Source organism: Streptomyces hainanensis (assembly GCF_004348415.1).
GTDB classification, from domain to species: domain Bacteria; phylum Actinomycetota; class Actinomycetes; order Streptomycetales; family Streptomycetaceae; genus Streptomyces; species Streptomyces hainanensis.
Window position 1 is genome coordinate 1 of record NZ_SMKI01000189.1, and the last position, 13,484, is coordinate 13,484.

13 protein-coding genes and 2 pseudogenes are annotated in these 13,484 nt (G+C 69.5%); 11 read left to right on the plus strand and 4 right to left on the minus strand.

Translation table 11 applies throughout. The features are described 5' to 3' along the window. The first annotated feature begins 67 nt into the window (after positions 1–67). Entirely contained in the window at positions 68–1,081 is a 1,014-nt protein-coding gene (locus E1283_RS18485; RefSeq protein ID WP_165956168.1) for an acyltransferase family protein, read from the plus strand. A 27-nt stretch (positions 1,082–1,108) separates the two neighbouring features. Here E1283_RS18485 and E1283_RS18490 read toward each other — a convergent pair whose 3' ends face one another. After that, positions 1,109–1,561 carry a DUF6256 family protein gene (locus tag E1283_RS18490; protein WP_132819185.1) on the minus strand — a complete coding sequence of 151 codons (453 nt, stop codon included), beginning with the start codon at positions 1,559–1,561 and terminating at the stop codon, positions 1,109–1,111. A gap of 468 nt (positions 1,562–2,029) precedes the next feature. Between E1283_RS18490 and E1283_RS18495 the strand changes: the two are divergent. Both E1283_RS18495 and E1283_RS18500 read left to right on the plus strand, forming a co-directional pair. Beyond that, positions 2,030–2,452 (plus strand): annotated as a pseudogene (locus E1283_RS18495) (transposase); the annotation flags it as partial. Between the two features lie 394 nt (positions 2,453–2,846). Continuing rightward, positions 2,847–4,862 carry a tetratricopeptide repeat protein gene (locus tag E1283_RS18500; protein ID WP_243744934.1) on the plus strand — a complete coding sequence of 672 codons (2,016 nt, stop codon included), beginning with the start codon at positions 2,847–2,849 and terminating at the stop codon, positions 4,860–4,862. Here E1283_RS18500 and E1283_RS18505 read toward each other — a convergent pair. Then, a complete protein-coding gene (locus E1283_RS18505) occupies positions 4,859–6,475 on the minus strand; it encodes a CDP-glycerol glycerophosphotransferase family protein (protein ID WP_243744935.1) in 1,617 nt (538 codons plus the stop codon). The genes E1283_RS18500 and E1283_RS18505 overlap by 4 nt on opposite strands. Positions 6,476–6,728: 253 nt before the next feature. Between E1283_RS18505 and E1283_RS18510 the strand changes: the two genes are divergently transcribed. Beyond that, positions 6,729–7,184 carry a hypothetical protein gene (locus E1283_RS18510; RefSeq protein ID WP_132819187.1) on the plus strand — a complete coding sequence of 152 codons (456 nt, stop codon included), beginning with the start codon at positions 6,729–6,731 and terminating at the stop codon, positions 7,182–7,184. Positions 7,185–7,885: 701 nt separating this feature from the next. After that, positions 7,886–8,104, plus strand: a pseudogene (locus tag E1283_RS18515) (glyoxalase/bleomycin resistance/dioxygenase family protein); the annotation flags it as partial. Between the two features lie 81 nt (positions 8,105–8,185). Here E1283_RS18515 and E1283_RS37380 read toward each other — a convergent pair. Both E1283_RS37380 and E1283_RS18520 read right to left on the minus strand, forming a co-directional pair. After that, a complete protein-coding gene (locus tag E1283_RS37380; protein WP_165956169.1) occupies positions 8,186–8,326 on the minus strand; it encodes a DUF6126 family protein in 141 nt (46 codons plus the stop codon). A 34-nt stretch (positions 8,327–8,360) separates the two neighbouring features. Next, complete coding sequence (locus tag E1283_RS18520; RefSeq protein ID WP_132819189.1) at positions 8,361–8,702, minus strand: STAS domain-containing protein; 342 nt, start codon at positions 8,700–8,702, stop codon at positions 8,361–8,363. 302 nt (positions 8,703–9,004) lie between these two features. Here E1283_RS18520 and E1283_RS18525 point away from each other — a divergent pair, with 302 nt between their 5' ends. From E1283_RS18525 to E1283_RS18550, 6 genes are all read left to right on the plus strand, one after another. Further along, positions 9,005–9,400 (plus strand): ArsR/SmtB family transcription factor, encoded by a 396-nt coding sequence (locus E1283_RS18525; protein WP_132819190.1) that lies wholly within the window; start codon positions 9,005–9,007, stop codon positions 9,398–9,400. Between the two features lie 369 nt (positions 9,401–9,769). After that, positions 9,770–10,111 (plus strand): ArsR/SmtB family transcription factor, encoded by a 342-nt coding sequence (locus tag E1283_RS18530; protein ID WP_132819191.1) that lies wholly within the window; start codon positions 9,770–9,772, stop codon positions 10,109–10,111. Continuing rightward, positions 10,108–11,847, plus strand: a complete 1,740-nt coding sequence (locus tag E1283_RS18535) for a SulP family inorganic anion transporter (RefSeq protein WP_132819192.1) — start codon at positions 10,108–10,110, stop codon at positions 11,845–11,847. The genes E1283_RS18530 and E1283_RS18535 overlap by 4 nt, the downstream gene beginning before the upstream one ends. Continuing rightward, a complete protein-coding gene (locus E1283_RS18540) occupies positions 11,844–12,254 on the plus strand; it encodes a pyridoxamine 5'-phosphate oxidase family protein (RefSeq protein WP_243744936.1) in 411 nt (136 codons plus the stop codon). The genes E1283_RS18535 and E1283_RS18540 overlap by 4 nt, the downstream gene beginning before the upstream one ends. A 16-nt stretch (positions 12,255–12,270) precedes the next feature. Then, entirely contained in the window at positions 12,271–12,750 is a 480-nt protein-coding gene (locus E1283_RS18545; RefSeq protein WP_425086198.1) for an STAS domain-containing protein, read from the plus strand. Positions 12,751–13,200: 450 nt separating this feature from the next. Next, the coding region (locus E1283_RS18550) for an ATP-binding protein (protein WP_132819193.1) at positions 13,201–13,484 on the plus strand (284 nt) is incomplete at its 3' end.

The window sequence follows — 13,484 nt, forward strand, 5'->3', positions numbered from 1 at the left end:
CAGGCCGTGTGCGCCTCGTCCAACTCGGCGTGGGTGACCAGCCGGTGAGCGGGCCAGGGGGCTGCTCGTGCCGACGGCTGTGTACGTGGGCACGGCCACCGTCGCCGTGGTGGTGTGCCTGCTCGTCAGCGTGGACCGGCGAGTGCTCGGCGAGCTCGGCTGGGCGCTGGCGCTGCAGCTGTGGTTCCTGCCGCTGTACCTGCTGTTGGTGCTCCTGACACCGCTGCTGCTGGCGCTCTACCGGCGCGTGGGGCTGTGGCTGCTCGTGGTGTTCGTGGCGCTGGCCGCGGTGGTGGACGTGCTGGTGTTCGGGCCCGACATCCCGGTGGTGGGCACGGCGAACTACCTGTTCGTGTGGGGTGGGATGTTCCTGCTGGGCTTCGCCTGGCACGACGGCGCGCTGCGCGGGATCCGCCCCCTGCTGATGATCGTGGTCGGCGCGGTCGCCTGGGTGCTGCTGGTCACCGTCGGTCCCTTCCCGATCAGCCTGATCGGGGTGCCGGGCGCGCGGATCGAGAACGACTCGCCGCCCTCCCTCGCGCTCTTCTCCTACGCCCTGGTGGCCATCGGACTGCTGGTCCTGGCCGAGCCGGCGGCCAACCGCTGGCTGCGGAACCCCCGCCGCTGGCGGCGGGTCTCCGCCGGCAACCGCACCACGATGGGCCTCTACCTGTGGCACATGGCACCGGCGATGGCGGCCGCAGCCGTCATCTACCCCCTGGGACTCTTCCCCGACGAAGCACCAGGTACCGGCGCCTGGTGGCTGCTACGCCTTGCCTGGGTGATCCTGCTGGCCGCGCTGCTGGTGCCACTGATCGTGCTCGTGAGCCTCGTGCCGCGGCCGCCCGCCCGGGCGGCGCGCCACCAGTGGGGGACGGGCGCCTGGATCACGCTGCTCGTGGCACTCGGCGCCGTCGGCTACGCCCTGGAGATGTACGCGATCCACGGCTTCGCGCCCTCGGGCCACTTCCCTTGGCACATCCTGCTTCCCTTCGCGGCCGGCGTGCTGCTGGTGGTGGTCGCCTGCGGACGTGAACGGCGAGGGGCGACGTCCGTAGAGGGAGCGGGGCCCGTGACGTAGCGCCGCCCCGCTTCGCGCGGGCCGGTGTCAGTCCCGCGGATGGTCGCCCTCGGCATCGTGCTGACGCCCGTCGGGCGATGCCCGGCGTTCCCGCAGGGACCGATACCGGGCGGCGCCCGGCATTGTGGCGGCGAGTCGTTGGACGGCCGGCCGGGTCGCCAGCCAGTACACGGCGAGGAAGAGCGGGAAGGTGATGCCCATCAGCGAGAGGGTGCCGGTGGCGGCGTGCAGGGCGAAGTCCGGCCTGCGTCGAGCCACGCCGCCGTAGTAGAAGATGATCACCACCATGAGCAGCAGCCACCCGCCGACGTAGGTGGCCGCGACCTGGCGGATCAACTCGGGCCATCCCCGCCGCTCCGGATGGCGCCGCCTGGGCTCCGCCCACGGCTCGCGCCGCCAGATCCGCAGCCCGATCCGCAGATAGATCAGCGCCAGCACGTAGACCACGCAGACGGCCACGATGGCGAACACGTCCGTCATGACGCCGACCCCGCCAACGGGAGGGCGAGTCGAGCGACGAGGCCGTCTTGGGGCCGGGCCGGCATTCCAGTCATGGAGGTATGGTCCTCCCGACGCAACCGCGTCGCGGGAAGCGCCTCCCCGGATTCACTAGAACGCTCGGCACTCCGATAGAGTCAGCCGCTCTGAACATGACCGCTTCGCACGGGGCGGCGGCACGTTTCATAGCCGGTCGCGTGTGAAACACCGAACGGCATGGCGATCACGTTGCACGTTCCTTGAAGTTGCAGGTCAATGTGCCCGGCGCTGTTTCGCGGTCGTCGTCGGTATTGGCGAGCGCGGCTGTGTCGATGATGGAGCGGTTGAGTGGCTGCCGAGAGCGATGGCGGCCACGCTGCCCGCGCCGGCCGCCTTCAGAGCCGCTGCCGCAGACTGGGCATGGTGGCCAGCGGTCCAAGTGCCGTCGACGAGATCGACGTTCTCACCTTTGACCCGACCCCGGCGGTCCTGGACGAACAGAGTGTCCGCTTGGCCGCCGGGGTTCCCGCCGTCACGGCCGGCCACGATCCGGCCAAGCAGGTGCCCGGCCGCAAGTGCGGACTCGCTGTGGATGTCCTCGGCCTAGTCATCGAGGTCGTCGTCCTCGCTGCGAACACCCATGACAACACCGCGGGCCTCATCCTGCTGGATCAGGTCGCCCAACACGCCGGCGGCACCGTCCGCACAGCTCTGGTCGACCAGGGCTTCAAGAACCAGGTTGTCACGCACGGAGCCGGCCTGGGCATCGACGTCGACGTCGTCGAACGTAACCCGCGGATCAAAGGATTCGTGCCGCAACCGAAGCGGTGGAGGGTTGAGCGGAGCTACGGGATCCTGATATTGCACCGGCGCCTGGTTCGCGACTACGAGCACTTGAGCTGCCCCGAGCTTATTGGAGTCCGATGCCGCTGGCTGCTCCAGGACCGCAGTGTCATCGGCGCTTCCCGTGTGTCGAGGGGCGGATCGACGTACAGCAGCGTTGGACCGTACGACGATGCCGCTTGCGGGGATCTACCCCACGGACACCGAAACGACGAGAGGCAAAGCTGGATGGTGGTCACTTCGGGTGAAAGTAGGTGTGATGAGGCGTGCCGTGTCTCGGCCAGTCCTGAGTCTCCCTCCTCTGCCAGCCCCGGACCCGCCGCCTGCGTGAAGGTCCGAGGCTCCCAGGTCTTCGGGCATGCCGGACACCGGGCGGTGGAAGTCTCTAGAGTGCGTGATCGTCAGGCAGCGCGTGCAGGGTACTGTGGATGGTCGAGGGGGCTGTGTGAGGGTCGAACTTCCGCCGGAGCCGCTGAACTTCGTCAACCGCGACGAGGAGCAGGAACGTGCCGTGCGGGCGGTGATGGAATGGCGTAGCCGGTCTCGCCCGCCAATCATCGTGCTGCGTGCGCCGACCGGCCTGGGAAAGACGGAGCTGGCCAACCGGATCGCCCGCACTCTGAGCGGTCGTTTCCCCATCACCGATGTACTGTCTGTCGACTTCGAGGACTTTCGGGTGGGCGACAGTGTGGACCCGGGTGATGTGCTCTCCCGGTTGCTGAAATCCCTCGGCGTGGAGCCGGACAAGGTGGAGGTCCAGTTCGCGGCCCGGTGCGCGCAGTACTGGCGCAGGACCTCCGGGGCGAAACTGATTCTCCTGCTGGACAACGTGCGCCACGCCTCGGATGTTGTACCCCTGCTTCCGGCGTCGGGCGGCAGCGTGGTGATCGTCACGAGCCACGGTCCGCTCCACGAGTTCGAAGCCGGCGCCGTGGAGGATGTGGCACTGCCGCCACTGGACGAGCGGGCGGCGACGGAACTGCTGGAGCTCATCGTCCGTGACAACCGGCTGGCCGCCGACCCGGAGGCGGCACGGGCGGTGGTCCAGTTGTGCGACGGCCTGCCCGCGGCACTGCATGTGGCGGGCCAGTTGGTGCGTGCGCACCAGTTGCGTCCGCTCTCCCGTCTTCTCGCCGACCTCCGGGCGGAGTTGGACGAAAAGGGCGTGTCCGGTGTGGAGCACGTCTGGGACACGGCCTACGCCGGTCTGTCCCATCCGGCGGCCCTGCTCTACCGGTTGCTTCCGCACCATCCAGGCGGGACGTTCACGCTTTACTCCGCTACCGCGCTCTCGGGACTGGGACCGGAGGTCTGCCAGGACGCCCTGGACGAGCTGCACCGCGCCGGATTACTGGACCTGCGTCTGCTGTCGCTGACGGCGGGCGGCCAGATGAGACTGCTGGGACCGCTGCGCGCGCACGCCTTGCGTCGGTCCCGCCGGGAGGTGGCGGACAGTGAGGTGGCGGAGGCACAGGTCAGGCTGCTGCGCTGGTTCGTACGGCAGGCTCAGCTGGCCGACCGGTTCGCAGCCGGCCGTCGGCTGACCGTCGTGGATGTTCTCCACCCGGTGTCCAGTGTGCCGGACGTTCCGCTGGAGGATCCGAAGGCGACCGAGGACAAGCGAGTCCGAGCCGTACGCGCCGAACGGGCGGCCCACTGGCTGTACGAGGAACGTCATGTGGTGTTCGCGTGTTCGCGCCTGGCCCACGCTCGTGGGATGGACACCGAGGTCGTGGCCCTGTCCGAGCCCGTGTGGACGCATGCCCTGGACCACCCCCACCAGTCCGAGGTGCTCGAGGTCCTCCGGCGCGCCGTCGACTCGGCGGTCCGGCACGGAGGGAACGCGGGATGGCTGGTGCGCACGCGCTGCCAACTGGCCAGGGCCTTGTGGGAGTCGGGAGCGCTCAGCGAGGCCGAGGTCCAGATCGACAGGGCGATGTCCGCCGCCCAGCTGCTGGGCGGCTCCGAACGGGACCGCAAGCTTGCCGCGTCGGCCGTCGAGCACCGCGGCATGCTCAAGGGTGCGCGGGGTGAGTGGAGTTCCGCTTTGGAGGACTTCACTGGCTCCCGCGAATTGCACCGGGCGATCCCCAACCCGTACGGCATCCTGCTCCAGACCTATCGGATGGGCGAGGCGAATGCGAAGGTGGGCGATCTTGAGACGGCGTGTCGGCTGCTGTCCGAGGCGCACGCCGGGTTCGTGGCGAAGGAGCGTGAGAGGCTGATCGGACGCTCGGCGTTCGCCCTCGCCGGTGTCCTGCACCAGCTCGGCCGGACGGACGAGGCCCGTGCGCTGTACGTGGAGTCGCTCGGGCAGGCCGACAGGCGGCGCGCAGGCTTCGACCTGGCCCGCGTCCACGACGCGCTCGGGGACCTGGACACAGCCGAGGGGCGCCTGATGGAGGCTGAGGCGCATCGTACGACGGCCCGGACTCTCCGGCGGCGCAACGGCCTGGGCTAGATCACGTGCGTTGCCTCGGTGTCCGTGGCCGGGCGGAGGACGATACGGAAAGTCCGTTCTCCGATGAGGCAGTTCAGCATGGTCCGGCTCTCCGGGGCGGGCTGGGGGGAGAGCAGCCTGGCGTGTACGGCGGACAGTGCGACGGCCGGGTCGATCCGTACGACCTGGCCTCGCTCGGGCCGCGGTTCGGTCTGGACGGCGTACATCCGCTCGTGACCGCGGACTCTGAGCAGGCATTCTCCGGACGGCAGCAGGGCTGCGGCCGAGCGGCAGCCAGGGTAGGCGGACAGGGCGTGCCGGGTCCATCCGTCGGCGGTCCAGGCCAGGTCCACGGGGGCGGCGGAGGCCGGGAGCGGGCGACGGTACAACAGGCCTGCGGAACGGGCGAGTTGTTCGTCGGCGGCGCCGTGCTCCACGGCCAGGTGGTGGCCGGGCAGCGCTTTGCCGGCCGGGTGCCGGGTGATCCGGAAGCCGGCCGCGGTGGTCTCCACGTGGACGTCGAACGCTGCGGGGACACGCATGGCGGGAGCGGGCAGGGGCAGTGGCCGGGCGGCGACGTCGTGGGCGGGTGGCGTGAGACCGAGCAGGGCGTAGATCTCTGTGCGCAGGCGGTCAACGGCGTCACCGGGGGGCGCGAACGCGGCCTGGGCGGCGGCGTGCCCGGCACCCGGTCGGTACGCCCGTAGTGTTTCGGCGACGTCCTCGGCGCGGCCCAACTGCGGTATCCGGCCGAGGAGTACGGCCATCGGGCTGTCGGGGATCAGTTCGCCGCCGCCTCGGTGGACGCTCACGATGGGTCGGTCCTGGGCGGCGCAGTAGTACAGGGCGGCAGATCCGTGGTCGGTTATCAGGGCGTCGGCGGCGATCAGGACGGAGGCCCACTCTTCGTGGGAATCGGGCAGGATCATCCCTGCGTCGAGGGCTGGCGCCAGGCGTTCGGTCAGCTCGTACGTGCCGAGCAGGCTGCGCTCGTTCGGGTGGACTACCAATGCCAACTGGTATTCGTCATGGGCTAGTTGAGCAGCGAGCTGGGCGGGCAGTCCGGGGTGCTGTTGGATGAGGGACTCGGGTCCCCAGGTGGAGACCAGGGCCAGCAGTTTGCGGGCCCCGGTGCCCAACGAGGCTCGGTAGCGGTCGCGTAGTGGCGCCGAGGTGAGGACGCGTTCCAGAGTGAGATCGCCGATCACCTTCGCGTGCCGGGCGGCCGGCGGGTCCGTGGCGGCCAGCCTGGCGACCTGATGGGGATGGGCCAGGGCGTGCAGCGCTATCGGGGTGTCGTCGTGGCCGATTCGGCGCAGATACGCAGGGTCCAGTCCGGATGCCGAGTCGGCCGAACCTTCGTGGGGGATCGACTTGTTGAAGCCCGCGCCGTGCGGTAGGAGCACGTGCGGGCCGCGCAGCTGGCTCAGGTCGCCCTTGGGGCTCGCAGCGACGACCAGGTCGTACGTGCCATCGCACGCTTCGCTCCACGGCACCGTGTGGCCGCCGAGGGCGTCGATCGCGGAGAGCGCGTCGGCTTCGAAGTCGGATCCGGGGACGAGGGTGAACAAGCGGGTGATCCGGTCGTCACCGGAGAATATGGGGAGAACGTCGAGCAGGCGATACAGCGCCACCGCCGACCTGGCCGCGAACAGAGCCGTTCGCCCGTCGCCCGTCGCCCGTCGCCCGTCGCCCGTAAGTATCCAGCCTATCTGAAACTGGTGTACGGCAACAGCTGTTTCCGCAGGTCGGGGAGGTTTCTTCCGCGTCGTCGGGCGACATGGCTTGATCCTATCGCTCGGCGTTCGAAGGCTGTCGGGAGTGATCCACGCCGCACATTCGGCAAGGGGGGTGTGGCATGCCGTGGCTGATCGCGAGGATGGCGGCATGAGTGACTGGGGAATCGCACTGATTGCCGCAGGATCGGCGATCGCAGGTAGCGTCGTCACCGGCTGGTACGCCCGCAGCGCCGGCATTCGGCAGGCTACGGCGGCGCGGCACGCGGGCGACCGTCAGGCGGACGCGCTGCTCGAATCGGTTCGCATGACGCTTCGCGCCGAGTCCGGCCACCGCGAGTTCGCCCTCCGCCGCCAGACCTACGCGGACTTCCTCGGAGCCGCAGACGCCAGGATCCTCACCGAACGGAACGGACGGGGCCAAGCCGACGACGACGTCCTGCTGCAACGCGCCTTGGGGGGAGTACTCCTGGAAGGCCCGCCGGAAGCCGCCGCCGCAGCCCAACACCTCGTCGACTGCCTGCGACGCCATGACAGACCCGACGAACTCACGCGCGCGAAGCTGGCCTTCCTCTCGGTGGCGCAGGAGTACTGCCGGCCCCGGTGACCTTGCGCAGACCTTCTCCGGACTCCCTGTGTCTGCCGTCCCCCTGTGCCCATGGGCGTGCAGCGCGGAGGTGGATATGGGTTATTCCTTACAGGGATCCGATAAATGCCCCGCTTGGGGATGAATCTTCAGCGACACGTCTGCCCCGCATGCTTGTTGTCGTGCCCCGACGCATCCTGATCGGTCCCACGGCCGAAGCCGCCAGCCAGCTGCGGTCGAACATCCTGCCCCCGGGGCTGGAATGCGACCTGCCGCGACGCGGCCGGACACACGCCCACTCTCGTGTCGGGGAGCGAGTTGCAAGCCGGATGAATTCGGTCAGGCGTTCTCTTCCGAGTCTGCTGGTTCGGGCCATGGGAAGCCGAGCGCCTCGGCGTGCGAGCGGCTGCCTCCCCTGACGAGTAAATAACCCCAGCTCAGGCAAGGTGTGGGCGTGCCGGTGAGCTCGACGGCGGGGTAGGCGGTCGGGCTTGTCGGCTGGATGTCAGGCGGCGTCTTCTGCGGCCCCCGGGGAAGTCGGACTTCGTTCCCGGGGTAGCAACTCGAGCTCGATCTCTGGGAAGCATGGGAGGATGATCGGAGAGGCAGGTTCGGCGGTGTGCGGCCGGAACATCAGCAGTCCGGAGATCAGGAAACTCATCGTGGGGCGGGGGTGCGTCGCTGGGGTGCCCGGTGCTCGCAGCGGAAATCGCACGTACACGTTGTTCAGCGTCCAGCCGGCCAAGCGCCGGCCCGGCTACGCAAACTTCGCCATCTCCATCCCGTCCCTCGAGCTCGTCCGCATCGATGGCGCCCCCGGCGAGGACACTCGGCTGAACCACCTCGGCGTCAAGGTCGAGACGAGCGAGCAGGTCGCCGCGGCAACGTCGCACCTGACGGATGCCGGGCTGGTGACGGTCGAGAAGAACGACACCACGTGCTGGCCGATGTGAGCCCTGGCCCAGTGATCACGACCGACGACCACGTCGGCGGCGAGGATGGCCGGCCATGGCCGAGCGGCGTTAGTCGCCGAGGGTGAAGAGAAAGAAGAGGAAGGCCGCGAAGAGCTTGCCGATGACGGCGTAGACGAGCATGCGGATCAGCAAGCCACGGGGGATCTTCTCGGCGGTGTAGCGGCGCGGGGTTTGATCGTCCTGGGGCATGGGGTGGTTTTCCTTCTGCGTTGTTCGTGCGGTATCAGAGCGCGGAGGTGAGGTCCCGCAGGGCGGTGGCTAGATCCGAGGCGATGCGAACGTGGCGTAGACGCTCGGGGATGACGCGGTCCACGGTGGTCTCGCCGAGGCCCCAGATCGCGAAGGGGGCGGAGCGTGTGAGGAGCCGGTCGATCGCGTTGAGGACGGCGCGTTCCCCGGGCTTGTCGCAGCCGCGTAGGTGGGTGAGGTCCAAGACGACGGGGCCGGCGCTGTGCGCGGTCACCCAGTCGACGCCGTCAGCGAACCGGTGGGTGACGTCGTGGCGGAGGAAGCCGGTGACGGTGAGCACGTCGATGCCGTCACGGTGGTCATGATTCCAGCTCACGAGGTTCTTCCTTCAGGTCGGCGACCGGCACCGACCGTGAGGAGCGAGCCCGCACCCCGGTTGGACGCCGTCTCTGAAAGAAACACCGGAGTGCGGGCGGCCTAGTGGCCGGTGGGTGGAGTCGCTGGGTCGAGCGATCCGCCCGCCATCCCTTCGTCGCCTTACATTTTCCAAGGTTAGCAAGTAGCAAGGAGTGCACTTACGCTTGGGTGCGAGATGATGAGGGACATGACACGGAACGAGTCAGCCGGTGACGGGAGCGGCCGGGATGCCGCTGGTGAGTCGGCGTGGGGATGCGGGGGATGAGTCGACCGCTGTATCAGCTGAAGGCGGAGTTCTTCAAGACTCTGGGGCACCCGGCCCGGATCCGGGTCCTTGAACTGCTCAGCGAGCGTGAGCACTCCGTCTCCGAGTTGCTGCCGCACGTCGGCATCGAGCCGGCGCACCTGTCGCAGCAGCTGGCCGTGTTGCGGCGGGCGAACCTGGTGGTCACCCGCAAGGAGGGCTCCTCTGTCTACTACTCCCTGACCACCCCCGATGTGGCCGAGCTGCTGCGGGTGGCGCGCAGTATCCTCACCGGTGTGCTGGCCGGCCAAGCCGAACTCCTGGCCGACCTGCGGGCGGCATCAGGCCAGACACACGATGAGCGCCTCCGGGAAAGGGCAGAGCACCACGTAGGTAAGCGATCTGGTCTCTGAGACGCGGAGAGCGCCCCCAAGGCTTGCGGACTCAGCCCCCGCGCTCGTTCGGTTCCGGTTTCTGGGAGTCGCCTCGGCCTGGCTTGATCCTGGATCGCCCGCTGTCGGCATGTCGCGCCTGTGTTTCGCAGTGGCCCACTGGCCGCCGGTCGCGAGAGGGACACGCGCCCGCCGGCCGATCCGGGGTTCCGCTGGTGTCGGCCCGACGTAACGAGGCCACCTAAACGCAAACCCCACAAGACAGGCATCGGAGTTGCCAAATTTTGCAATTAGCAAGATGCTGTATTGGCTGTGCTCGTAAACCGGTTGCCACGGGCACAGCTCCTTTGCCTGCCCAGCCATGGGCGCCGTCGTGGAAGTCGAGGGGCCGTGTCCGTTCCGCTGTTCGAGGCCAAGGCCGAGTTCTTCCGCATGTTGGGGCATTCCGGGTGGATCCGGGTGCTGAAGCTGTTGCAGGACGGCCCGAAGCCTGTGCGGGATCTGTTGGCCGTCATCGAGGTGGAGCCCTCGGGCCTGTCGCGGCAGCTCGCGGTGTTGCGACGGTCGGGGATCGTGACCTCGGGGCGGGAGGGCCAGGCCGTGGTCTACGCGCTGGCCGGCGGCGCTGTCGCCGACCTGGTGCGGGCCGCGCGGCGGATTCTCACCGAGTTGCTGGCCGGGCGGGACGAGTTGCTGGCCGAGCTGTGGGAAGCCGAGGTCGCCGCTCGATGAGCACGACCTCCACCCGGGCGGCCTGGGCCCGGATCATCTCGTTGCTGCCCTCCCGAACCGACCTGCTGGAGGTCCGGCGTGACCCGCGCCGCGACCTGCTCGCGGGGCTGACGGTGGCGATCGTCGCGCTGCCGCTGGCACTCGGCTTCGGGGTCTCCTCCGGCCTCGGCGCCGAGGCGGGTTTGGCGACCGCCGTGGTCGCGGGCGCTCTGACCGCGGTCTTCGGTGGCTCCAACCTGCAGGTGTCGGGGCCGACCGGCGCCATGACAGTGGTGCTGGTGCCGATCGTCGGCCAGCACGGGCCCGGCGGGGTGCTGACCGTCGGCCTGATGGCGGGCATGCTCCTTGTAGCACTGGCCGTGCTGCGGGCCGGGAAATATATGCGGTATGTGCCCGCGCCGGTCGTCGAGGGCTTCACCCTGGGCATCGCGTGCGTGATCGGCCTCCAGCAGATCCCCAACGCGCTTGGCATGGGAACGCCGGAGGGCGACCGGGTGCTGGTGGTGGCCTGGCGCGCGCTTCAGGAGTTCGCCGCGTCCCCGAACTGGACGGCCGTCGGCTTCGCCCTCGCGGTGGCCACCGTCATGCTGACGGGGGCGCGCTGGCGGCCCACGGTGCCCTTCTCCATCCTGGCCGTCATCGCGGCGACCGTCGTCGCTTCGCTCCTCGACCTAGAAGCCGCCGCGCCCATCGGTGACCTGCCCGCTGGGCTGCCCGCGCCCTCGTTGTCCTTCCTCGACCCTGGCACGCTCGGCTCGCTCCTGGCCCCCGCGGTGGCGGTCGCCGCGCTGGCCGCCCTGGAGTCCCTGCTCTCAGCGTCGGTCGCGGACGGCATGACCGTCGGACAGCGACACGACCCGGATCGCGAACTGTTCGGGCAGGGCCTGGCCAACATCGCCGCCCCACTGTTCGGCGGGGTGCCGGCGACCGGCGCGATCGCCCGCACCGCGGTCAATGTCCGCACCGGTGCCAACTCCCGGCTCGCCGCCCTGGTCCACGCCGCCGTCCTGGCCGTGATCGTCTTCGCGGCCGCGCCACTCGTCTCCCAGATCCCACTGGCCGCGCTGGCCGGCGTCCTTCTGGCCACCGCGATCCGCATGGTCGAGGTCGGCTCGCTGAAGGCGATGACGAGGGCGACCCGCTCCGACGCCGTGATCCTCGTCCTGACAGCCGTGGCAACCCTCGCACTCGACCTGGTCTACGCCGTGATCATCGGCCTGCTCGTCGCCGGCGCCCTCGCGCTGCGCGCCGTGGCCAAGCAGGCCCGCCTCGACCAGGTACCGCTCGACCGCGGCGACCACAGCGCCGAGGAACACACGCTGCTGGCCGAGCACATCGTCGCGTACCGCATCGACGGCCCCCTGTTCTTCGCCGCCGCCCACCGCTTCCTCCTGGAACTCAGCGAGGTCGCCGACGTCAGGGTCGTCATCCTGCGCATGTCCCGGGTGATGACCATCGACGCCACCGGCGCCCTAGTCCTGAAGGACGCGGTTCAGAAGCTGGGGCGACGCGGCATCCTCGTCCTGGCCTCCGGAATACGCCCCGAGCAGCGGCAGGTCCTTCACTCCGTCGGCACGCTCGAACTGCTGCGCCACGACGGCCGCGAGTACGCCACCACGCCCGAGGCGATCCACGCCGCCCGCGACCACCTCGAGACGGCCGGCCTCCTGCCTGTTCTTCCTGAGAAGACGAGCTCGAAGACCACGACCGGCATCAGTGAGGAACCAGTCACGTGAACGCACCCCCCGATGCCCCGCGCATGATCGAGATCTCCGGCTCGGAGGCACTGTGGCTGCTGGCGGGAGCCATGCTGGGACGGCTGATCTTCACGCAGCGGGAAACTACCGTCGTACGACCCGCCTGGCACGTGTGGGAGTACAGCCGCCTGGCCCTCCGCTCCCCGGTACGGGCGGCATCACTGCCCGAGACCGTGACCTATCACGTGGACGAGGCGAACGCCCACACCGGCACCGGCTGGATGGTGACCGTCTCCGGCCCCATCGAGGCGATCACCGACCCCCATGAGGCCGCCCACTACCGAGGCAACCTCTCCGGCTGGACACACGGCCCCCACGACGCCCTGCTGCGTATCCGCGCGAGAACAGTAAGTGGATTCCGCCTCGTCCAGGCGGCCGGGGAATGACGGCCACCAGGCGGCAGTGGACCTCGGCGACACCGACGGCGCACGGGGAAAGCGACCCCGTGATCACGGGGCCGGATACACCCCCGGACCGGAAACGCGCGGTAAGGAAGTTGATGACATGACCATCGAGTGGCGCTTCACCGTCGAGCGGGACCTCGACATCCTCTCGATCACCGGATACCTAGGCGGGGAGGCCGTCCGCCGATTCGACGGCGCGATCGGCTGGGTCCTCGCCCGCGGCGCAGGGCCGGTCATCGTCGACCTGACCGAGCTCCGCGGCTGGTCGGTCACCGGACAGCATGCCATCACCGAGGCCGCGCGCCGCCTTGCCCGGGTGGGCCGCAGCCTCGAGTTGGCCGCGATCCCCGCCGACGGGTCCCTCGTTCCGGCAGGCGACGGCCCCGACATCCCGGTCCACCGCGATCTGGCCAGCGCGCTCGCCACACACCGCACCAGGCACCGAGGACTGGCCCACGGCCGCCCGAATGATGCGTGACCCGCTTGCCGCGCCGGGTCAGGCGGGGTCGCCGTCGTAGTGAAGGCTCTCGACCGGCGGCCGTCTCCCGCGAAGTCGGACAGCACCCGAGAGGCAGCCGTCCCTCTCTCCCGCACACATGCGGCCTTCCGCGGCCGCGCGTGCTGTGGCGCCCAGCTTTTACCGACGCGGCCTGTGAAGTCGGCGAGAGGCCGTCGAAGACGGGGTGTCGGGCCCGATCCGCCAGCACCTGCCGGCCACCGGGGACGTGATCCCCGACGCGCAGCCGAGGCGCGGTTCCGGATGGAAGGCGCCCACTCTCATGTCTCTTGCGGGACCCGACCGGCGTCGAGTCGACATGAGAAAATTGCATAGTTCTGCAATTCGCTACATTCTCACATTGGCGTGCTCAGGCAGGCGTGGTGGTACCGCCGAGGCGGCCCGATGGACGATGAGAAAGGGAGGCCGATGATGACCGTCGTGCAGGCCGAGGCCCTGCCCTACCGGCACGTCCTGACCGTCCCCGCCATGGGTTCCGCGGTGCGGATGGCGCGGGAGACCGCCGAGCTCGTCCTCCTCGAGTGCGGCGTGGGCCTCGCGCACCCGGCCATCGGGCCGGCGCTGTTGGTCCTGTCGGAGCTGGTCACCAACGCCGTCCGGCACGCCGCCCTGACGTCGCCGATGATCACGGTGGTCTTCGCGCACGGCCCCGGCACGCTCGCCTTCGCCGTCCACGACCGCCACCCCCGCCAGCC

Excerpts from the sequence above, each read along its gene's own strand:
- E1283_RS18525 (WP_132819190.1), top strand. The coding sequence starts at position 9,005 with ATGAGTCGACCGCTGTATCAGCTGAAGGCGGAGTTCTTCAAGACTCTG.
- E1283_RS18535 (WP_132819192.1), top strand. The coding sequence starts at position 10,108 with ATGAGCACGACCTCCACCCGGGCGGCCTGGGCCCGGATCATCTCGTTG.
- E1283_RS18490 (WP_132819185.1), bottom strand. The coding sequence starts at position 1,561 with ATGACGGACGTGTTCGCCATCGTGGCCGTCTGCGTGGTCTACGTGCTG.
- E1283_RS37380 (WP_165956169.1), bottom strand. The coding sequence starts at position 8,326 with ATGCCCCAGGACGATCAAACCCCGCGCCGCTACACCGCCGAGAAGATC.
- E1283_RS18510 (WP_132819187.1), top strand. The coding sequence starts at position 6,729 with ATGAGTGACTGGGGAATCGCACTGATTGCCGCAGGATCGGCGATCGCA.